The organism is Odoribacter sp. (assembly GCF_985060555.1).
On record NZ_CFKYFN010000078.1, the window covers coordinates 24,589 to 44,670 of the forward strand.

Annotated in this window: 17 protein-coding genes and 4 riboswitches; of the genes, 12 read left to right on the plus strand and 5 right to left on the minus strand. The window is 45.9% G+C overall.

All coding sequences use genetic code 11. The features are described 5' to 3' along the window. Positions 1 to 78 precede the first annotated feature (78 nt). Together AC5RDS_RS10295 and AC5RDS_RS10300 are read left to right on the plus strand one after the other, a co-directional pair. Positions 79 to 2,025, plus strand: a complete 1,947-nt coding sequence (locus AC5RDS_RS10295) for a heavy metal translocating P-type ATPase (protein ID WP_013612268.1) — start codon at positions 79 to 81, stop codon at positions 2,023 to 2,025. Beyond that, positions 2,025 to 2,456: a Fur family transcriptional regulator gene (locus tag AC5RDS_RS10300; RefSeq protein ID WP_013612267.1), complete on the plus strand. Its 432-nt coding sequence runs from the start codon at positions 2,025 to 2,027 to the stop codon at positions 2,454 to 2,456. Before AC5RDS_RS10295 ends, AC5RDS_RS10300 begins: the two co-directional genes overlap by 1 nt. A gap of 175 nt (positions 2,457 to 2,631) precedes the next feature. Here AC5RDS_RS10300 and AC5RDS_RS10305 read toward each other — a convergent pair whose 3' ends face one another. From AC5RDS_RS10305 to AC5RDS_RS10325, 5 genes are read right to left on the minus strand one after another with little or no spacing between them, the layout of a single operon-like run. Further along, a complete protein-coding gene (locus AC5RDS_RS10305; protein WP_013612266.1) occupies positions 2,632 to 3,150 on the minus strand; it encodes a threonine/serine exporter family protein in 519 nt (172 codons plus the stop codon). After that, positions 3,147 to 3,926, minus strand: coding sequence for a threonine/serine exporter family protein (locus tag AC5RDS_RS10310; protein ID WP_013612265.1), 780 nt, complete (start codon positions 3,924 to 3,926; stop codon positions 3,147 to 3,149). Before AC5RDS_RS10310 ends, AC5RDS_RS10305 begins: the two co-directional genes overlap by 4 nt. Before the next feature lie 8 nt (positions 3,927 to 3,934). Further along, positions 3,935 to 4,456, minus strand: coding sequence for an acyl-CoA carboxylase biotin carboxyl carrier protein subunit (locus AC5RDS_RS10315; protein WP_013612264.1), 522 nt, complete (start codon positions 4,454 to 4,456; stop codon positions 3,935 to 3,937). 9 nt (positions 4,457 to 4,465) lie between these two features. Next, positions 4,466 to 5,950 (minus strand): acetyl-CoA carboxylase biotin carboxylase subunit, encoded by a 1,485-nt coding sequence (locus tag AC5RDS_RS10320; protein ID WP_022160230.1) that lies wholly within the window; start codon positions 5,948 to 5,950, stop codon positions 4,466 to 4,468. 53 nt (positions 5,951 to 6,003) lie between these two features. Continuing rightward, positions 6,004 to 7,545, minus strand: a complete 1,542-nt coding sequence (locus tag AC5RDS_RS10325) for an acyl-CoA carboxylase subunit beta (protein ID WP_013612262.1) — start codon at positions 7,543 to 7,545, stop codon at positions 6,004 to 6,006. Positions 7,546 to 7,762: 217 nt separating this feature from the next. After that, positions 7,763 to 7,948: riboswitch (cobalamin riboswitch) on the minus strand. A 359-nt stretch (positions 7,949 to 8,307) separates the two neighbouring features. Next, positions 8,308 to 8,511: riboswitch (cobalamin riboswitch) on the plus strand. A 277-nt stretch (positions 8,512 to 8,788) separates the two neighbouring features. On the opposite strand from AC5RDS_RS10325, the gene AC5RDS_RS10330 reads away from it, so the two are divergent. From AC5RDS_RS10330 to AC5RDS_RS10375, 10 genes are all read left to right on the plus strand, one after another. Beyond that, positions 8,789 to 10,252, plus strand: a complete 1,464-nt coding sequence (locus tag AC5RDS_RS10330; RefSeq protein ID WP_013612261.1) for a 4-hydroxyphenylacetate 3-hydroxylase family protein — start codon at positions 8,789 to 8,791, stop codon at positions 10,250 to 10,252. Next, entirely contained in the window at positions 10,230 to 10,541 is a 312-nt protein-coding gene (locus tag AC5RDS_RS10335) for a NifU family protein (RefSeq protein ID WP_013612260.1), read from the plus strand. The genes AC5RDS_RS10330 and AC5RDS_RS10335 overlap by 23 nt, the downstream gene beginning before the upstream one ends. Before the next feature lie 14 nt (positions 10,542 to 10,555). Further along, positions 10,556 to 11,848 (plus strand): acetyl-CoA hydrolase/transferase family protein, encoded by a 1,293-nt coding sequence (locus AC5RDS_RS10340; protein ID WP_087394843.1) that lies wholly within the window; start codon positions 10,556 to 10,558, stop codon positions 11,846 to 11,848. 66 nt (positions 11,849 to 11,914) lie between these two features. After that, positions 11,915 to 13,027, plus strand: coding sequence for a 4-hydroxybutyrate dehydrogenase (locus tag AC5RDS_RS10345; protein WP_118104517.1), 1,113 nt, complete (start codon positions 11,915 to 11,917; stop codon positions 13,025 to 13,027). Positions 13,028 to 13,199: 172 nt separating this feature from the next. Beyond that, positions 13,200 to 14,555: an aldehyde dehydrogenase family protein gene (locus tag AC5RDS_RS10350; protein WP_087394845.1), complete on the plus strand. Its 1,356-nt coding sequence runs from the start codon at positions 13,200 to 13,202 to the stop codon at positions 14,553 to 14,555. Between the two features lie 127 nt (positions 14,556 to 14,682). Continuing rightward, the gene (locus AC5RDS_RS10355; protein WP_175315288.1) at positions 14,683 to 15,279 is read left to right on the plus strand and encodes a MarC family protein; all 597 of its coding nucleotides are present in this window, start codon (positions 14,683 to 14,685) and stop codon (positions 15,277 to 15,279) included. 154 nt (positions 15,280 to 15,433) lie between these two features. Continuing rightward, entirely contained in the window at positions 15,434 to 16,024 is a 591-nt protein-coding gene (locus tag AC5RDS_RS10360) for a DUF2284 domain-containing protein (protein ID WP_013612255.1), read from the plus strand. 203 nt (positions 16,025 to 16,227) lie between these two features. Further along, positions 16,228 to 16,430: riboswitch (cobalamin riboswitch) on the plus strand. Between the two features lie 225 nt (positions 16,431 to 16,655). After that, positions 16,656 to 16,857: riboswitch (cobalamin riboswitch) on the plus strand. Positions 16,858 to 16,984: 127 nt separating this feature from the next. Beyond that, positions 16,985 to 18,088 (plus strand): 5-methyltetrahydropteroyltriglutamate--homocysteine S-methyltransferase, encoded by a 1,104-nt coding sequence (locus AC5RDS_RS10365; RefSeq protein WP_013612254.1) that lies wholly within the window; start codon positions 16,985 to 16,987, stop codon positions 18,086 to 18,088. An 8-nt stretch (positions 18,089 to 18,096) separates the two neighbouring features. Further along, positions 18,097 to 19,236 (plus strand): acyl-CoA dehydrogenase, encoded by a 1,140-nt coding sequence (locus AC5RDS_RS10370; RefSeq protein ID WP_013612253.1) that lies wholly within the window; start codon positions 18,097 to 18,099, stop codon positions 19,234 to 19,236. A gap of 43 nt (positions 19,237 to 19,279) precedes the next feature. Continuing rightward, positions 19,280 to 20,062 (plus strand): electron transfer flavoprotein subunit beta/FixA family protein, encoded by a 783-nt coding sequence (locus tag AC5RDS_RS10375; RefSeq protein ID WP_013612252.1) that lies wholly within the window; start codon positions 19,280 to 19,282, stop codon positions 20,060 to 20,062. The last annotated feature ends 20 nt before the right edge of the window (positions 20,063 to 20,082 follow it).

A 20,082-nucleotide genomic window follows, 5' to 3' on the forward strand; every position in this document is an offset into this window, starting at 1 on the left:
GGAACAGTATGGATCACTTTTGCAACCTGGTTGCAGGAATCTTCCCTTATTTTTGTATCGAACAAATGATAAAAGAATATGGAAGCTACTTGTCAGCGTTGTGCGCATACACATACTCATGCCGGAGATTGTGGGCATACTCATGATCAGCAAGGAACCGGATTTTTGATCCTTTCGTTTTTACTTCTCGTTGGCGGAGTTATACTGCGTTATCTGCAACTCCCTTTCTGGATGATTCCGGGAGTTGAAGTGCTATGGTTTTTACTGGCCTTTCTTCCGGTCGGATTTCCTGTGATGGTTGAAGTTTGGAAAAGTATACGACAGAAGGATATATTCAATGAATTTTCCCTGATGTTGTTGGCAACGATAGGGGCTTTTTGTATCGGTGAATATCCGGAAGGGGTAGCGGTGATGCTTTTTTATTCGGTGGGAGAGAGAGTACAACATCGTGCAGTCGACCGGGCCAGAAGGAATATCAGGCGTTTATTGGATGTCCGTCCTGAAAAAGCTTTGGTTTTACGGCAAGGGAAAGAACAGTCGGTTTTCCCCGGTGAGGTTGAGGTTGGAGAGATGATCATGGTAAAACCCGGAGAACGGATTCCGCTCGATGGATTGTTACAGGAAGAATATGCTCTTTTCGATACCTCTGCCTTGACTGGAGAGAGTCTGCCCCGGACTATAAATCGTGGTGAAGAGGTATTGGCAGGAATGATCGTCTCTGGTCAGGCGATAAGATTGAAAGTGACTAAGCCATACGAACAAAGTGCTTTAGCCCGGATACTGGCTTTGGTTCAGGATGCTTCTGAACGAAAAGCCCCGGCAGAACTTTTTATCCGTCGCTTTGCCCGTATTTATACTCCTGTGGTATTTTTGTTGGCCTTATCGATTATGTTGTTGCCTGCTTTGGTGGCAGCTTTCCATCCCGGATTCGATTATTTTTTCAAAGATTGGGCATACCGGGGACTGGTATTTTTGGTGATTTCCTGTCCCTGTGCCTTGGTGATCAGTGTCCCTTTGGGCTATTTCGGTGGAATTGGAGCGGCTTCCCGGAAGGGGATATTGTTTAAAGGCGGTAATTATCTGGATGCTATTACTCACGTCAATACTGTCGTATTCGATAAAACCGGTACTTTGACTACAGGCCATTTCCAAGTGTTTTCGATGGAGGCGGATACCGTTTCATCGCAAAGGTTGTTAAGTATCCTGTTGACCTTAGAGGAAAAAAGTACTCACCCTGTAGCACAGGCGGTTACCCGTTATGCCCTGCAAGAGGGAGCCGGGAGAATCGGTGTCACGCATTTACAAGAATATCCCGGTTATGGATTAGAAGGTGTGATAGAGGGAAAAAATGTTTTGGTCGGTAATATTCGCTTGTTGACCGATCGGGGAATAACCGTTCCGGCAGGGATTTCCGAGCGTGTCGCTACGGTTGTTGTGTGTGCTATCGCGGGAAAATATGCCGGTCATTTATTGCTTTCGGATACGCTGAAAGCAGATGCTGTCGAAGCTATCGGGCGGCTGAAACAGTTGCATATCGATAATATTCAGTTATTATCCGGCGATAAAAAAGAAATAGTCGCTATCTTTGCTAAGACCTTGGGGATTCGGCATGCACGAGGTGGTTTACTGCCGGAAGATAAAGCGGCTTACCTGGAAAAATTGAATGCAGAGGCCGGTGTTTCTGCCGCTTTTGTCGGAGATGGTATGAACGATGCTCCGGTATTGGCTTTGAGTGATGTCGGTATCGCTATGGGAGGATTGGGGGCGGATGCTGCTATTGAAAGTGCCGATGTGGTTATTCAGACCGACCAACCTTCCAAAGTGGCTACGGCGATTTCGATCGGACGAGCGACCCGACGGATTGTAAAGCAGAATATTGCCGGTGCTATCGGGGTGAAGTCACTGATTCTGATTGCCGGTGCTTGTGGATTCGTCACTTTGTGGGCGGCTGTCTTTGCCGATGTCGGTGTGGCTTTGTTGGCTGTATTGAATTCCGTACGTATCCTCAGTAAAAAATTCGAATGATGATAGAGGAAGATTTTTGCTTACATAAACTAGTTCTCCGGGATATCCGGCCGACGGCCATCCGGGTGTTGGTGCTCCGCACTTTGTTAGAGATGAAACAGGCGATGTCGGTCTCCGATCTGGAGGCTCAACTCGATACTGTCGATAAATCCACGATTTTCCGAACTCTGACCTTATTCCTGTCCCACCATCTGATTCATGGGGTGGACGATGGAAGCGGTACGTTAAAATATGCAGTATGCGACGATAGTTGTCAATGCGCGGTCGAAGATCAGCATATGCATTTCTGCTGCGAATGTTGCCATAAAACTTTTTGTGTGAAAAGTATACATATTCCCTCGGTACAATTACCTCCCGGTTTTATCCAAACCGGTGCCAATTATGTGATTAAAGGCTTATGTGCTGCATGTGCCCTCCGGAAAAAGGAATAGTCTGTGAGGGTGGGGTCGTGAGCTATTTGCGGGGGAAATAAGATAATCTTTCTCGCACTAATTGATTCGTTGTTTCTATAAAAATCTTTCCCGGGACTGTTGTCTGTTGTAGTTAATACGGATAAAGATTTTAGGATATTTATTTCTATGTTTGTGATATTTGCCCAATCGGTTTTTAGGCTTGTTTTTTGTGATGAGGGGGTAGCAGCCGGGTCATAGTGAACGATTGTTTATAGAAGATGAACATGGCGAGTGAAACACCGATGACGAGTGCAAACATAACAAATAAAGTAGTCAGGCCATTGCGGAAGATTTCGACAATCAGTTGTTGTGACTGGGATACATCGTCGCTTTTCATAAAGCGGATGAGGGCAAGTACAGTTTTATAGGCATACATACCTGGGATCATGGGAAGTAGAGCCGGAAAAGAAAATACTTCCGCCGGACACCGGACGAGGCGGGCGGCTAACATACTTAGCATCCCGATTCCGAAAGCTGCAAAGAGTGAAGATATGGTCAGATTCAACGGGGTGTAATGTAATAGGTAGAAACGACAGGCATGGCCGAAAGCTCCCAGTAAGGCTACAACTGAAATAGCACGTTTGGGGGGATTGGAGATAACGGCAAATCCGATGGCGGCAATAGCGGCAAATAATCCGTCGGTGAGGACAGGTAACCAGAATTCGTTGTTCATAATATATCTTTTCCTAAAATTAATAAAGTCATGGATAAGCCGAGAGCGATACAAATAATTAATATCGTGGCATTGATTGTTCTGGATAAACCGACAAGGACGTGACCTTCGAGTATATCCAGGATGGAATTGATCAGCGGTACTCCGGGAATCAGAAACAGGACGCTGGTACCTAGTGCGATATCTTGGGTGGTCCCTAAATTGCAGAATACTCCGAGTGCGGCAGTCAGGGAAGCGATAAAGGAACAAATAATAAAGATGACCATATGGTTCAACTGAAGTTTGGTGAGTTCCTGACGGATAAAAAAGCCGGCCAGGGTGGCAATCCATACCAATCCCATGGCGATCGGATCTCCTCCGAACAAACGGCAAAATGCAGCATTGGCACAGGCAACCAGCAACAGGACCATCCAGCGTGACATACGTGGGGTGTTGACAATGGTATTGAACCGGAGCTGCAGCTCGTGAAGTCCCGGATGGTGGTCATAAGCTTCCCAGCTCAGGGCACTCAGGTCTGATATTGTACGGAAGTTTAAAGCCATTGCTGGAATCCGTCGGACGTAAGTTCGTCGGATGGAGTAGTCTTCGGAATGTTTGACGGTCATGGTGATGTTGCGCTGAAAAATGGTCATATCCACTCCAAAGCCAAAAGACTCGGCGATGCGGGTCACGTTTTTTACAATACGTGAAGTATGGCTGCCGACTGCCATCAGTGTGGTGGCGTAATCCAGCAGAAAATTCGATAATTCCTGTATTTTTTTGCTGTGTTCCTGCATGGCTGCGTTTAGAGTTTGATTTCTGCTAAAATTTCGTCTTTACCAACGATTTGGCCGGTTTTGACACATAAACGACTGATTCGGCCTCTGTGGGTGGCGGTAATGATGTTTTGCATCTTCATGGCTTCAAGTATCAAGAGAGTGTCGCCTTTGTTGATTTCCTGACCGTTATCTACTTGGACGTCCAGTATTTTGCCAGGCATGGGAGATTTGATGATTATTGTCGCCAAGTCGCTTTGACGACTGGCCAGTATTTTTTTCCGTTTCAGAGAGAACGGAGTTTCAACAGAGAAAGTATATGCGACACCGTTGAGCAATATTTCGTATTCATTTTGTTTCCGTGAAACAATTTCTACTGGATAACGCAGTCCTTTATAAGATAAGACCAAAAATCCGTCTGCTTCCTCTATCAGGTCGAGGCGTATATTTTGCCGTTTCAAACTGAAATCATAATTATTCTTTACTGTAAATTCGAATTCCGTTTGTCTGTCGCTGAGAGCGATGTATTTACTGATTTCTTTATTATTCATATTTGGTACTTATAGATTTCTGATTCGTTTGTTCAATACCCAGGGGTCGATTTGTGTGTCGGGACCGATTTCAGGAGTATTTTCGTGTGTGTAGGTATACACGGCGAATAGAGCTGCGAGCAATTCTTCGTGCGGTTCGCGCCAGACCGTCGAATGGAGGCGGGTTTCAATGAAGGAGGTGTCGAAATCACCGTTACGGTAAGTTTCGTTGTGTAATACTGCTTTGCAGAAAGGGATTGTGGTACGGATCCCTTTCACATGGAAACGTTCGAGTGCCGAAAGAGTCCGTTCGATGGCTTGTTCGCGGGTGTCTCCGGTGACGATCAGTTTGGCTACCATAGAATCGAAAAAAGGGGTAATTTCTGAACCGGGGGCAATACCGGTTTCAATGCGGATGTGATTGCCTTGTGGTAAACGAAGTTGACGGATAACACCGATACTGGGAGAAAATCCGGCTTGTACGTCCTCTGCGTTGATCCGGCATTCGATAGACCAGCCGTTGAGGTGAATCTGAGATTGACGCAACGGTAATTTCCGGCCCGCAGCGATATTGAATTGTAATTCCACCAGATCGATTCCGGTGATTTCTTCTGTAACCGGGTGTTCCACCTGAATACGGGTGTTCATCTCCATGAAATAGAAATGCTTCTGATGGTCGAGCAGGAATTCCACTGTTCCCAGACTTTGATAGCCTGCCTGTTTTGCCAGGGAGACTGCTGCTGCTGCCATTTTTTTCCGGAGGCGTTCGTCGAGAGCGGGTGACGGGGCTTCTTCCATCAACTTCTGATGTTTACGCTGTATGGAGCATTCCCGTTCGCCCAGATGCACGACATTTCCATAATTGTCGGCTACAATCTGAAATTCGATGTGCTTCGGGTTTTCGAGGTATTTTTCGATAAATACCGAAGGATCGTTAAAGGCTACCTGTGCTTCTGCGGTTGCTATTTTGTAAAGTTGTTCGAGTTCATCCTGATGATGGACAATACGCATTCCTCGTCCTCCTCCGCCCGATACTGCTTTGATAATGACCGGATAGCCTAGTCGTTTGGCAATTTTCCGGGCTTCATCGAGGGTATGTACGGCTCCTTGGCTGGCTCCAAGCATGGGGACTCCGCTCTGTGCGGCAATTCCTTTTGCTGCAACTTTATCGCCCATAAGTCGGATGACTTCGGGTGAAGGGCCGATAAAGACGATTCCATTATCCCGGCAGCGTTCGGCTAATTCCGCGTTTTCAGACAGGTATCCATAACCTGGATGTAATGAGTCGATCTTATATTCCCGGGCTAGTCCAACCAATCTGTCGATATCCAGAAATTCCGGTATATTCCCATCGGTTTCCGGGAAATTGATCACGGCATCAGCAGCTGATAAATATACAGCTTCGGGTTCTTTGGCTGTTCGGACGACATAAGTTTTGATGCCCATGCGCCGGGCTGTACGGGCAATTCGGATGGCTATTTCGCCTCGGTTAGCTATTAAAACTGATTTTATCATATCTATTTCATTATCTTTTTATTTTGTCCCCCTTTTCTTTCGCTTTTATCTTTTTAAAGCGGTATATTTCCATGTTTCCGGCGGGGTAGACTGACTGATTTCTTTTCTAAAGATTTAAGTACCCGGATGATTTTCAGTCGGGTGACGGACGGGTCGATGACTTCATCGATAAATCCTTTTTCGTTGGCGATATAAGGATTGGCAACCTCCTCCCGGTATTGTGCCAGTAATTCTTTTTTCAAAGCAACGGGATCTTCGGCAGCGGCCAGTTCTTTGTGGTAGAGAATGGCGATTGCCCCTTCGGGTCCCATGACAGCGATTTCTGCTGTCGGCCAGGCAAAGTTGTAGTCGCCACCGATCCCTTTGCTGTTCATAACGATATAGGCTCCTCCGTAAGATTTTCGCAGTACGACGGTGATTTTGGGTACAGTAGCCCGGGTGTAAGCATACAATAATTTTGCTCCATGGCGGATAATCCCGGCATGTTCCTGATCAGCTCCCGGCAGGAATCCGGGAACGTCTTCAAGAGTAAGGATGGGAATATTGAAACTATCACAGAAATTGATGAAACGGGCAGCCTTGACAGAAGAGTTCATATCCAAAGTACCGGCCATCACCTGAGGTTGGTTGGCGACGATTCCGGTTACATAGCCTCCGAACCGGGCCAAGCCGATAATGATATTGGGGGCATAGTTTTCAGCTATTTCCAGAAATTTACCTTTATCGGTGATCAGCCGGATGATATTCCGGACGTCATAAGGTTTGTCGGGATCTTCGGGAACAAGATCTCTGAGACTTTCTTCTATACGGTCCGCCGGATCGTCGGTGGCCAGATAGGGAGCATTCTCGATATTGTTGGAAGGAAGATAGGAAAGCAGCATTTTCACTCCCCGCAGAGTGTTCTCGTCATCGTTGAAAACAAAATCAGCGACTCCTGATTTGACAGCATGTACTGAAGCCCCTCCCAATTCTTCGGGAGAGATGGTCTCATTCAACACTTGTTTAACGACATTGGGGCCTGTAACAAACATATAACTGGTTGCGGCAGTCATAAAGATAAAGTCGGTGAGTGCCGGGGAATAAACGGCGCCGCCTGCTGCCGGACCCATGATCACCGATATTTGGGGAATGACCCCGGAGGCCAGTACATTACGGCGGAAAATACCGGCATATCCGGCCAGACTGGCCACTCCTTCCTGTATGCGCGCTCCTCCCGAATCGATCAGGCCTACAACAGGAGAACCTGTTTTCAGGGCCATATCCTGTACTTTTATAATTTTGGCAGCGTGTACAGAACCCAATGATCCTCCCTGAACATTGAAGTCCTGGGAATAGGCAAATACCTGTCTGCCGTTTATATTTCCAAATCCGGTAATAACTCCGTCTCCATAGGAACGTACTGTTTTACCGAAAGAGGTGGTGGCCGATGGAGAATAAGCATCGACTTCCTCGAAGGTGCCTTCATCAAAAAGAAATTCTATTCGTTCCCGGGCTGTCAGTTTGCCGCGGTTGTGTTGTTTTTCTTCATATGCTTCGCCGTATTGCCGGGCTAAGGCTTCCTGTCTCGCCAGGAATTTTTCAAACGATTTTCTCATGCTAAGTCAGTTTACATCTATTAATTGCTTTATTATTCTGGCAATCTCTTTTAAGATTCGTAAGTGTAGCCGATTGATAATTACTCGTTAATCATCGATTGTTACCGTTGAGCATGGCTTAAACTTAGCTTTCACAAAATAAAGAATACGCAGGGGTATATTTACCCGGACGGGTGTCGGTCTGATAAGGGCTGACTCTGGCTTTATTCCGCGAAAGCATTGTCAATTCGCTGAGGCAGGTATCCTGACTTTCACCGTTTTAGCCGTCCTTCCCGTCTTATGCTGACAGTGGACATGATTGGCCGAACTTTTATGGTGATTACAGTTGCGCGACAGTCCGTGATTTTCACACGGTTCCCTATTCTCCCCATCGTAATGAGGCACCTGAGCGATCTGATTCACATCTTGTAAAGAACTTCAATGGGACAAAAGTATAAAAAATCTTTTATCCGTTGAAATTTTAATAAAATCTTTCCCTTTTCCTTTATTTTGTTGTTGATTATCAGTGAGTAAAAATTTGTAACTTCTTGTTTTTATAAGAGGCGGGTCTTTGTTGTCCGGATGATCGTCGATTATTTTTATGCATTCCGTTGTTTTTAATCGATTTTTTACTTCATCGGACGTTGAGAGAGGAGAAGGAAGTTCGGGTGAAGGAGGTGTTATTTTATGATTTTTTAGGAGAGGTTTGTTTCATTGCTGCAATTATTTTTCTCATTTTATTTAAAAATTAAAGAAAAAAAGTAGGAATATAAATTTATTTAGGTACATTTGCGTCGTCATGGTGACTCATCCTCACACGGAGGAATGAGTTGAATAGGGAATCCGGTGAGAATCCGGTACTGTACCCTCAGCTGTATGTTCTTTAAAAAGGGTTTTGCATTCTTATGGTCACTTTTTCCTCCGGGAGAAGGGAAGGCCGCAAAATCCGGAACAAGTCAGAAGACCTGCCTGACCTATAATTGCCAGTTGTTCTGGGGAATAAGGACAAAGGGTATGTGCGTTGTTTTTCACAATTATTTTGGGAAAAGGGATACGGGTGTGTCCTGGAAAACACGAAGGCATAACCTCGTTTAGGGAGGATGTGTAAAGGATGCTTTTTTATTTTTTAAAAAGGCTGGCGCTATCGTTTCCGTAAAGGGAAAGACGTATGTTATATAGCATACGATAGTTGTCCTTTGTGTCTTTTGATTAGAGAAATAATTCTTTAAATATTGTATTGTTAATCAATAAAACGCCACTAATTATGATGACCAGAGCTGAGTACATTGAAAGCCTCCGCAGATTGAATCTGAAGGTTTATTTTATGGGTGAGCTGATCGAAAATCCTGTCGACCACCCGATGATTCGTCCTTCTATGAATTCTGTAGCCAAAACTTATGAATTGGCTGAAAAACCGGAATATCAGGATCTGATGACTGTTTATTCACCGCTGATCGGCAAGCGGATCAACCGTTTTTGCCATCTCCACCAAAGCACGGAAGATTTGGTGAATAAAGTGAAAATGCAACGTTTGATGGGACAAAAGACGGCAGCCTGTTTCCAGCGTTGTGTGGGAATGGATGCTTTCAATGCCATTTTCTCTACCACCTATGAGATGGACCAGAAGCTTGGGACAGAATATCACAAGCGGTTCACTGAATATATGAAGTTTGTACAGGAAAACGACCTTACGGTTGACGGAGCGATGACCGATCCGAAAGGTGACCGTAGTTTGTCGCCCTCCAGACAGGAAGATCCGGATATGTATATGCATGTCGTGGAAGTGCGGGAGGATGGTATTGTCGTACGGGGAGCAAAAGCTCATCAGACCGGGGCTGTCAATTCGCACGAACACCTGATCATGCCTACTGTGGCCATGAAAGAAGAGGATAAAGATTATGCCATTTCGTTTGCTGTCCCCTCAGATGCCGAAGGCGTATTTATGGTGTACGGCCGTCAGTCCTGTGATACCCGTAAAATGGAGGAAAATGCCGATATGGACCTCGGAAATGCACAGTATGGTGGGCACGAAGCACTGGTTGTTTTCGATAACGTGTTTGTTCCCAATGAACGGGTGTTTATGTGTCGGGAATATGAATTTGCCGGAATGATGGTAGAGCGTTTCGCCGGATATCACCGTCAGTCTTACGGAGGGTGTAAAGTCGGAGTCGGGGATGTATTGATCGGTGCAGCTGCCCTTGCCGCCGATTACAATGGCGTGCCCAAAGCCAACCACATCAAGGATAAGCTGATCGAAATGATACATCTGAACGAGACGCTTTATGCTTGTGGTATTGCCTGTTCGGCAGAGGGTGAAAAGATGCCTGCCGGTAACTATCAGATCAATCTGTTGTTGGCCAATGTCTGCAAACAGAATATTACCCGTATGCCTTATGAGATTGCCCGTCTTGCAGAAGATATTGCCGGTGGGTTAATGGTGACCATGCCATCCGAGCAGGATTTACGCAGCGAAAAGATCGGTCCTTATGTAGAGAAATATTTGCAGGGAGCAACCGGGACTTCTACCGAAAACCGGATGCGTATCCTGCGCCTGATCGAAAATATTACCTTGGGTACGGCAGCTGTTGGATATCGGACAGAATCTATGCATGGAGCAGGTTCACCTCAGGCACAGCGTATTATGATCTCCCGTCAGGGAAATCTGGCTGCGAAGAAAGAACTGGCTAAAGTGATTGCTAAGGTGGATGAAAGCAAAGATAGAAAGTAGTAGTAGTTTTGAGGAACGGGTCCGGGAGATCGTACTTTACCGGGTCCGTCCTCATTTACTGGAACATGGCGGGGATTTGAGTGTCAGGGAAATCCGGGGCCGGGATGTCGGAATTGTGTTTTCCGGAGCCTGTGGAGCCTGTCCTGCGGCACAAATTACGGTGGAACAAGTGGTAGAGAAAGGTTTGCGTCGTGAGCTTGGAGATAAACTCGGCCGTGTGTATCTGATCAACGAAACAGATGAGGGCTTACTCGCTTTTGCCCGGAAATTATTAAACCGAAAAAGGTGATCAAAACGAGGATTATGGAATGGAAAGAAATATATAAAAACAGGTTTGCGACAGTGGAGGAAGCTGTCCGTGCCATAGAAGACGGAGACCGTCTTGTGTTCGGACATGCTGCCGGTTGTCCGCAGGTTGTGCCGGCGGAAATGATCGCACAAAAAGAACGCTTGCATGATGTCGGTATTTACCACATGCTTACGCTGAACGATGGCTCATACCTGACACCCGGGACGGAAGGACATTTCCGCCACATCACTAATTTTGTCGGGGGAAATTCGCGCCAGGCTGTCGCTGACGACCGGGCCGATTTTCTTCCTGTATTTTTTTATGAAATACCACAGCTGTTTGATGAGGTATATCCTGTGGATGTGGCGGTAATCCAAGTGTCTTATCCCGATAGTGAAGGAAATTGCAGTTTCGGACTCTCTTGTGATTATACTAAAGCGGCAGCAGAAAAGGCGCGACTGGTGATCGCAGAGATGAATGAAAATATGCCCTATGTCGAGGGAGACAACAAAATTCATATCTCCCGGTTGGATTATATTATTCCGACTAACCTGGCATTGCCCGAAATTCCGCTGCCTAAAATTACGGATGTCGAAAAAGCTATCGGGCGTAATTGTGCTTCTTTGATCGAGGATGGTTCCACCTTACAGTTGGGGATCGGAGCGATTCCGGATGCCGTGCTCCTGTTTATGGGAGATAAAAAAGACCTGGGTATCCATACCGAAATGTTTTCCGACGGAGTGATCGATTTGGTGGAATCAGGAGTGGTCAATGGCAGTAAAAAGACCTTGCATCCGGGGAAATTGGTTGCCACTTTCCTGATGGGGACGCGCCGCTTGTACGATTTCGTCGATAAAAACGCCTGCGTAGAAATGCGTCCCGTAGATTATGTCAACGATCCTCGTGTCATTGCACAAAATGAAAAGATGGTTTCCATCAATTCCTGCATCGAGGTTGACCTGATGGGGCAGGTGGCTTCCGAGACAATCGGACTGAAACAATTCAGCGGAACCGGAGGACAGGTAGACTATGTCCGGGGGGCAGCCTGGTCTGCCGGTGGTAAATCGATCATGGCTATGCCTTCGACTGCAGCTAAAGGTAAGGCTTCCCGGATTGTACCTTTCTTGGCGCAGGGTGCAGCTGTTACTACTTCACGCAATGATGTCGATTATGTGGTGACTGAGTACGGCATCGCCCGGTTGAAAGGTAAAACGCTGAAACAACGGGCTCGGGCATTGATTGCTGTGGCACATCCCGATTTCCGCCCTATGCTGGAAGAAGAATATCAGAAACGTTTTAAGGATTAACTGGTGGCGGATAACTCCCGGCGATTTATGGTCGCGGGGCCGTCCATCGTTTTATAATCATGTATTATGCAATTATTTAAATTAAAAACCCGTTTGAGCAAATTCGATCATTTTGCCGATTTTGCCCGTGAATTCAAGCTCTCGGAGCACGATTTGGTGATTACCAATGAATTCCTTTATGATCCTTTTATGAAATCCCTGAATCTCCCTTGTCATTTCATTATGCAGGAGAAGTTCGGTTTAGGAGAACCATCGGATAAAATGATGAACACTATCCTGAAAGAAGTGAAAGGAGTCGGTTTCGACCGGGTGATTGCGGTCGGTGGCGGAACGGTGATCGATATTTCCAAATTGTTTGTATTGAAAGGGGTGGAAGACGTTACGGAAGCTTTCGAACGTAAAATTCCGATCGTCAAAGAAAAACAATTGGTCATTTTGCCTACCACCTGTGGAACCGGAAGCGAGGTGACCAATATATCCATAGCTGAAATTACCTCCAAACATACTAAAATGGGATTGGCCGACGATGCCATTGTGGCCGACGATGCTGTGCTGGTTCCGGAGTTGCTCAAAGGGCTGCCTTTTAAGTTTTATGCCTGTAGTGCGATCGATGCGTTGGTACATGCCACCGAGTCGTATGTTTCGCCCAAATCCAATCCTTATACCCGTTTGTATTGCCGGGCTGCCATCGAAATAATCATCGATGTGTTTCAGGGGATTGCAGCGAACGGACCCGAATATCGTTTCGAAAGACTGGGGGATATGCTGATGGCAAGTAATTATGCCGGAATAGCTTTTGGAAATACAGGGGTGGGGGCTGTACATGCTTTATCCTATCCGTTGGGTGGTAGTTATCATGTACCTCATGGCGAATCGAATTATCAGTTTTTCACCGAAGTATTCAAACTTTATAATGCCAAAAATCCTTCAGGCGATATTGCCCGGCTGAACGACTTGTTGTGTGTACAATTGGGTGTGAACGAAAATCCCTATCCGGTACTCGATGAGCTTTTGGGTAAATTGATTCCGAAGAATAAACTCCGGGTGTATGGAATGAAACCGGAAGAAATTCAGGGTTTTACCAGCAGTGTGTTGCAGACTCAGCAACGTCTTTTGGCCAATAATTATGTCTCGCTGTCGGAGGAGGAGATCCGGGAGATTTATAAGGTGCTGTATTAAATCAATTTTTTAAGTTGAGAATTACATTGTAATCGTTTAGGAAATCCTGGATTTCGTTGAGAAAAATCCGGAGGATTTTTTGTCGGGAGCTTTGAGACTGATCAGGCAGAAACAAAGACAGAAAGCTGTCCGGCAATTAAAGTTTGTGTTATAATTATAAACTGAAAAAGTTATGGAAATAAAGGAAATGGTGGTGAAAGCCCGCAAGGCTCAGGAGATTTACGAACATCATTTTGACCAGGATCAGGTCGACCGGGTTATCCGCGAAGCTGCCCGTGTCATTTATGATCATGCCGAAGAATTGGCCCGGTTGGCTGTAGACGAAACCGGCATGGGGGTGTATGAGCACAAAGTAGCTAAAAACCGCAATAAATCGAAAGGGGTTTATTATAACCTGAGGGGTAAAAAATCCATGGGTATCATCGATATGGATGAAAAAACCGGATTGATCGAAATTGCCAAACCGATCGGTGTGGTAGCCGGGATCACGCCGATGACCAATCCGATTGTGACACCGATGTCGAAGATTATTTTTGCCCTCAAAACCAAAAATGCCATTATTATAGCTCCGCATCCACAGTCAAAAAGATGCTCGGCTCTGGCTGTAAATCTGATCAAGGACGTTGTGGCTCCGTTCGGGGTTCCTGCCGATCTGATCCAGGTGATCGACGAACCTTCTATCGATAAGACCAAAGAATTGATGGAAGCCTGCGATGTCGTTGTTGCCACAGGAGGGATGCCGATGGTGAAATCCGCTTACTCTTCCGGAAAACCCTCTTTCGGTGTTGGTGCCGGTAATGTACAGGTGATCCTTGATCGTAATATCGATCTGGAGGCAGCAGCTGAAAAGGTGATTACCGGACGTGCTTTTGATAATGGTATTATCTGTTCCGGAGAACAATTTTTCACTTATCCGGTAACCGATCGCGAAGCTGTGTTCAAGGCCTTTACTGCACATGGGGCTTATTTTGTTACTGCCGGAGAGAAAGAGCGTTTGCTGAATGTACTCTTCCCGGAAGGAAAAATAAACCGGGCTTTGGTTGGGCAGTCGGTGAAGAAGATTGCCGGTGCTGCCGGTATCGATCTGCCTGAAGGTATCCGTGTCATTGTAGCTGAAGCAACCGGAGCCGGACATGCCGATCGTATCTGCAAAGAAAAAATGTTTCCGGTAATGGGGTGCCTCGGATATGACAATTTTGAAGAAGCCTTACGGATCGCCAAGACTAACCTGAACATGGAAGGTAACGGTCATACAGCCGGAATTCATTCCAACGATCAGGCCAATGTGATTAAGGCCGGCACCGAATTGTCCGTTTCCCGTCTGATTGTGAACGCTCCTTGTGCAACCACTGCCGGTGGGTCTATTCAGAACGGTCTGCCTGTAACCAATACGTTGGGATGCGGAAGCTGGGGAAATAATTCGATTTCGGAGAATTTTACTTATAAACATTTATTAAATATCACCCGGATTGCTCCGCTGTCGGCACGTATCCATGTGCCTTCGGATGAAGAGATCTGGGCGGATTGAAAATAGGGATTGTGGCCGGGTTTGCAGTGCCCGCAGTTGTTAAAAAATATTTCGGAGTGGTTTCATGATTTATAAGGATAACCTGCGGCCTGCAAACCCCAAAATATAGTTCGTAAAGTTTATATAGATGGATTTGCATTTGAGTATAAAGGAGATATTCACCGCTTTTATGGTGTTGTTTGCTGTGATCGATATCACAGGTTCTACGCCTATTATCATCAATCTCAATGCAACAGGAAAACAGGTGCAGGCAGGGAAAGCTGCTCTGATCTCTTATGCAGTCATGATTACTTTCCTTTTTGCAGGGGATGCCCTGTTGCAACTTTTCAATGTCGACATTTCTTCTTTCGCCATAGCCGGAGCATTGGTATTGCTGGTGCTTGCTGTAGAAATGATTTTCAGTGTAGAAATTTTCCGTAACGATGGACCTGCCGGGAGTGTAACTATTGTGCCTGTTGTCTTTCCTCTGATTGCCGGGGCAGGGACATTGACAACGACGCTTTCTCTGCGGGCAGAATGTAATCTCTCCAACCTGATCCTGGCCATTTCACTCAATATGCTTCTGGTTTATCTGGTACTCCGCAATGCTTATCTGGTGGAACGCATTTTAGGGAAAAGTGGTGTCTACGTCCTGCGTAAATTTTTCGGCATTATCCTGCTGGCAATGTCCGTACGGCTGTTTATCAGCAATCTGAGTATGTTGTTGAATTCATTTTCACGCTAAAGCCAATTATAGTAACGTTTTGTTTTTGAACGCCTTGTCAACGATTACTTACCGGTAACTATTCAGAAGTCGCTGTTTTATTCCTCTGTTCGGCTATAAAAAAGTACCCGCAGGAACCATCGGTTTTCAGCCAGGAATTAATTACTTTTGTGATATGGATTATGCTATTTCACATCATACTGTTTTTATGCCGGCCGGGGAGTATATCCGGAAATACCGGGATGAAGATAAATTCATTGTATTTTGCCGCAGATGTAATCGTTATGATCGTTGCTGGGCTTGTCCACCATACGATTTCGATATATCTGCAAGGATTGGCAAGTACAAATATATCTGCATAACAGGCACTCAGATCGTGCCTGATCCATCCTCTGTACCAACTATTCCTGCGGGAACAGAGAAAGAGGTCGTTATCGGCCTGTTGACAGAAGTGCGCCTTCAACTAGATTCTTGGTTGCGGTGGCTTGAAACGGAATATCCGGGTAGTCTGGCTTGTTACGCAGGGACTTGTCACCTTTGCCCTGACGATACGTGTACCCGTATCACCGGTCAGCCTTGCCGTCATCCTCATCTGATCCGTCATTCCCTGGAATCTTTCGGTTTCGATCTCGGCCGTACGGCTGAAGAATTACTTCATATTCCACTGGTATGGAGTGATGGGGTGAAATTTCCCGAATATCTGATGTTAGTCAGTGGTTTATTTACCGATGTGCCAATCGACATAAGCTTAAAACCTGCACCATAGTTTGGTTTTTCCGTTCCAGTGGTTGCGTCGGCAACCTGAAATGTGTCTGCGTGATTTTGTTGCTTTATGGTCTTATCTTTCGATCGATTCCAGCCTTTTATTTATACGCTTTAGGAATCGTTTATAAGCATCGGTGGGCTGAAATTTCTACCGGTGTTTTCAAAATAAGTTGTCTTAAAATTTGTAAAATAAATTTTATTCTCTATTTTTGAAGCGTATTGGCTTTCCTATGTCCATCCGGTATAGGAAATAAAAGGGAACCGGGTGTAAATCCCGGACAGGCCCCGCTGCTGTGAGCTTCTTTACAACGTCCGGACAATGCTTCTGCCACTGTCGTTTATACCTCCGACGGGAAGGCGTCTGGATTGGAGCAAGTCAGAAGACCTGCCATACAAGCAATCGTCTGTGCTTTCGCGGATTCAGAGCCGGACACCTGCACATATATATTACTGTACTGTTAAAACACCGGGGATAAATGCGGGTGTATGTGGGAGGCGGCAGAGTGTTCGTATTTCCTTCTGGCCTGTTTTTATTTGAAGGATCCGTCCGACGCATCCTGCCGGTGTTTTTAATTTTCTTTTGAATTTTTCAAAACAATAACCAACTTTTTTTTTATTCGATAAATTCCGTTATATTTGTGTCGGTATCAGGTTTCAGAATCGGTCATCACTGATTCAGGATTAAAATGGGAACTCCTGTGAAAATCAGGGACTATCCCCGTAGCTGTAAGTTCTATTCAAAGGTTGTACATTCGGAAGCCACTGCCGGTATGTCCGGTGGGAAGGCGTACAATCGGAACAAGTCAGAAGACCTGCCTGAGTACTTTTGTTTAATTCGTAGCTTTCGGGTGAAAGGTGACAGAATAAATGAACTGGTAAACTGTACTTGGTGTGTACAGGGCAGTGGTCATTTACATGCAATCTATCTTATCTGTGAGTTACCTTAATTCTGTTAAAATCAATGGAACAGGTAAAACTTCCGTTTAGGGCGGATATTGTCGGTAGTTTCTTGCGACCGGAACGACTGAAAAAAGCAAGAAAAGACTTCGAATCAGGCTTATTATCTCCTGCCGCACTCCAACAAATCGAGGATGAAGAAATTGAAAAATTAATAGCCGAACAAAAAGTTGTCGGCTTACAGGTTATTACAGATGGGGAATTTCGCCGTTCGTGGTGGCACCTCGACTTCTTTTGGGGATTAGGAGGCATAGAGAAAAAGGCAGTTGGGCAGGGATATGTATTTCACAATCTGGAAACCCGACCGGAATCTGTAAAAGTGACCGGGAAAATTACAGGATACAATCATCCCATGATCGCTCATTTCCGTTTCATCCAGAAACTGGCTGGCCAGGCGATACCCAAGCAAACGATTCCTTCTCCGGCACAACTTTTGGCCGAGTTGATCCGCGAGGGAAATATGGATGAAACCCTGAAAGTATATGGCCGGATAGACGGATTATTAGAAGATATAGCACAGGCCTATCGCCAGGTGATCAGTGGTTTCGCTGCAGCAGGATGTCGTTATCTCCAATTCGACGATTGCACATGGGGTATGCTTTGTGATGAAAAATTCCGCTGCAATCCACAGGTGAATGCGGAAGAAATGGCCCTCCTTTTTGCCCGGATAAACGAGATGGCTTTGAACTCAAGACCGGAAGGAATGACCATTACAATGCACGTTTGCCGGGGTAATTATCATTCTGCCTGGGCATCGTGGGGGGGGTATGAGCCGGTTGCCGAAACCTTATTCGACCTCCCGGTGGATGCTTTTTTTCTCGAATTCGACGACGAGCGTTCGGGAGGTTTTGAACCCTTACGCTTCATACAGAACCAAACTGTAGTCTTGGGATTGATTACAACCAAAAATGCTGCCCTTGAGGATAAACAGAAAGTGAAAAACCGCATTGCGGAAGCCAGCCAGTATGTTCCCCTGGAACGGCTTTGTCTGAGTCCCCAGTGTGGCTTTGCTTCTACCGAAGAGGGAAACAAACTTACCGAAAAGCAACAGTGGAACAAAATCCGGTTAATGTTAAAAATTGCACATTCCGTATGGAAAAATAAATAACGATTTATATGGATTTTTCAACATCAAAAACAGAAAATTTATTCTTGCAAATGATCCGGGAATTTGCAGAAAAAGAAGTGAAACCGTTGGCAGCAGCTGTCGACGAGGAAGAACGTTTTCCGGAAGAAACGGTAAAGAAAATGGCTGCTTTGGGAATGATGGGCATCCCATTCCCCAAAGAGTATGGCGGGGCAGGTGGCAACAACCAACTCTATTCGATGGCTGTCGAAGAATTGTCACGGGTATGTGCTACTACAGGGGTTATTGTTTCTGCACACACTTCTTTGTGCGCTTCTCCGATTTATGAGTTCGGCAATGAAGAACAACGCCGTAAATATTTGCCCCGCTTGTGTTCCGGCGAATGGATCGGAGCTTTCGGACTGACCGAACCGAATGCAGGCACGGACGCTTCGGCACAGCAAACGATGGCTGTGAAGGAAGGGGAGCATTATGTGCTCAACGGCTCCAAAATTTTTATTACCAATGCTGCTTATGCACACGTTTACATTGTCATGGCCATGACCGATAAGGCACAGGGGACGCGGGGGATTTCGGCCTTTATCGTAGAACGTGATTTTCCGGGATTCTCTATCGGTAAAAAAGAGAAAAAAATGGGCATCCGGGGATCCGCAACCTGTGAGTTGATTTTTGAAAATTGTATCGTCCCGAAAGAAAATCTGTTGGGAAAAGTGGGGGAAGGCTTCAGGATTGCAATGAAAACACTCGACGGCGGACGTATGGGAATCGCTTCACAGGCCTTGGGTATTGCTCAGGGGGCTATGGATGAAACGGTGAAGTATGTAAAAGAACGGAAACAATTCGGACGGTCCATCGGACAGTTTCAGAATACTCAATTCCAATTGGCCGATTTGCAGACCAGGATTCAGGCTGCCCGTCTGCTGGTGCGTAAAGCAGCTTGGAAAAAGGATATGAAACAACCTTATTCTGCTGACTCTGCACAGGCTAAATTGTTTGCAGCCGAAACAGCGATGGAGGTGACGACCAAAGCAGTACAATTCCATGGAGGCTACGGTTATACCCGTGAATATCCGGTGGAACGAATGATGCGGGACGCCAAGATTACAGAAATCTATGAAGGAACGTCTGAAGTACAACGGATGGTGATTGCAGCTGCATTACTCAAATAAGAGTGGAGAAAAGATAATCGATAAATGAAAAAATGATAAACGTATGAAAATAGTAGTATGTATCAAACAGGTGCCGGATACAACAGAGATCAAATTGGACCCCGCTACGGGGACGATGATCCGGGATGGGGTGCCCAGCATTATGAATCCCGACGATAAAGGGGGACTGGAAATGGCTTTACAATTAAAAGATAAATATGGGGCGGAAGTCACGGTAATAACCATGGGGCCTCCTCAGGCCGATGATATTTTGCGTGAGGCTTTTGCTATGGGAGCTGACCGTGCTATTCATTTGAACGACCGGAAATTTGCCGGTGCCGATACTCTCGCTACGTCGAATGCGATTGCCGGCGCTTTGCGCGTGTTGGATTTTGACCTGGTAATCACCGGCCGGCAAGCCATCGACGGGGATACCGCTCAGGTAGGACCACAGATTGCCGAACATTTGGATTTACCTCAGGTGACTTATGTTGAAAACCTGGAATTTGACGGGAGCAGGACATTTACGATCCGGAAGTCCACAGAAGACGGTTTTCAGCTGGTACAGGTAGATGCGCCTTGCGTGGTGACGGTGCTGGCAACGGCTAATAAAGCCCGTTATATGTCGGTCCGGGGAATTGTGGAGGCTTATAACAAAGAAGTTGAAGTGTGGGGCTTTGAACATATCAGTGTAGAAGAAGAAAAACTAGGCTTGAAAGGATCGCCCACCCGCGTATGGAAATCATTTACCAAAGGAGCAAAAGCAGCCGGAAAGGTGTTTGAAGTGGAACCTGCCGAAGCTGCCGATATAATCGTAGAGAAATTGAAAGAAAAATTTATAATCTGATGAACAGGTAGCAACGGATT

Bases quoted from the DNA above. Each gene is read 5' to 3' on its own strand.
- AC5RDS_RS10295 (WP_013612268.1), top strand. From the start codon at position 79: ATGGAAGCTACTTGTCAGCGTTGTGCGCATACACATACTCATGCCGGA.
- AC5RDS_RS10300 (WP_013612267.1), top strand. From the start codon at position 2,025: ATGATAGAGGAAGATTTTTGCTTACATAAACTAGTTCTCCGGGATATC.
- AC5RDS_RS10305 (WP_013612266.1), bottom strand. From the start codon at position 3,150: ATGAACAACGAATTCTGGTTACCTGTCCTCACCGACGGATTATTTGCC.
- AC5RDS_RS10310 (WP_013612265.1), bottom strand. From the start codon at position 3,926: ATGCAGGAACACAGCAAAAAAATACAGGAATTATCGAATTTTCTGCTG.
- AC5RDS_RS10315 (WP_013612264.1), bottom strand. From the start codon at position 4,456: ATGAATAATAAAGAAATCAGTAAATACATCGCTCTCAGCGACAGACAA.
- AC5RDS_RS10320 (WP_022160230.1), bottom strand. From the start codon at position 5,950: ATGATAAAATCAGTTTTAATAGCTAACCGAGGCGAAATAGCCATCCGA.
- AC5RDS_RS10325 (WP_013612262.1), bottom strand. From the start codon at position 7,545: ATGAGAAAATCGTTTGAAAAATTCCTGGCGAGACAGGAAGCCTTAGCC.
- AC5RDS_RS10330 (WP_013612261.1), top strand. From the start codon at position 8,789: ATGATGACCAGAGCTGAGTACATTGAAAGCCTCCGCAGATTGAATCTG.
- AC5RDS_RS10335 (WP_013612260.1), top strand. From the start codon at position 10,230: ATGAAAGCAAAGATAGAAAGTAGTAGTAGTTTTGAGGAACGGGTCCGG.
- AC5RDS_RS10340 (WP_087394843.1), top strand. From the start codon at position 10,556: ATGGAATGGAAAGAAATATATAAAAACAGGTTTGCGACAGTGGAGGAA.
- AC5RDS_RS10345 (WP_118104517.1), top strand. From the start codon at position 11,915: ATGCAATTATTTAAATTAAAAACCCGTTTGAGCAAATTCGATCATTTT.
- AC5RDS_RS10350 (WP_087394845.1), top strand. From the start codon at position 13,200: ATGGAAATAAAGGAAATGGTGGTGAAAGCCCGCAAGGCTCAGGAGATT.
- AC5RDS_RS10355 (WP_175315288.1), top strand. From the start codon at position 14,683: ATGGATTTGCATTTGAGTATAAAGGAGATATTCACCGCTTTTATGGTG.
- AC5RDS_RS10360 (WP_013612255.1), top strand. From the start codon at position 15,434: ATGGATTATGCTATTTCACATCATACTGTTTTTATGCCGGCCGGGGAG.
- AC5RDS_RS10365 (WP_013612254.1), top strand. From the start codon at position 16,985: ATGGAACAGGTAAAACTTCCGTTTAGGGCGGATATTGTCGGTAGTTTC.
- AC5RDS_RS10370 (WP_013612253.1), top strand. From the start codon at position 18,097: ATGGATTTTTCAACATCAAAAACAGAAAATTTATTCTTGCAAATGATC.
- AC5RDS_RS10375 (WP_013612252.1), top strand. From the start codon at position 19,280: ATGAAAATAGTAGTATGTATCAAACAGGTGCCGGATACAACAGAGATC.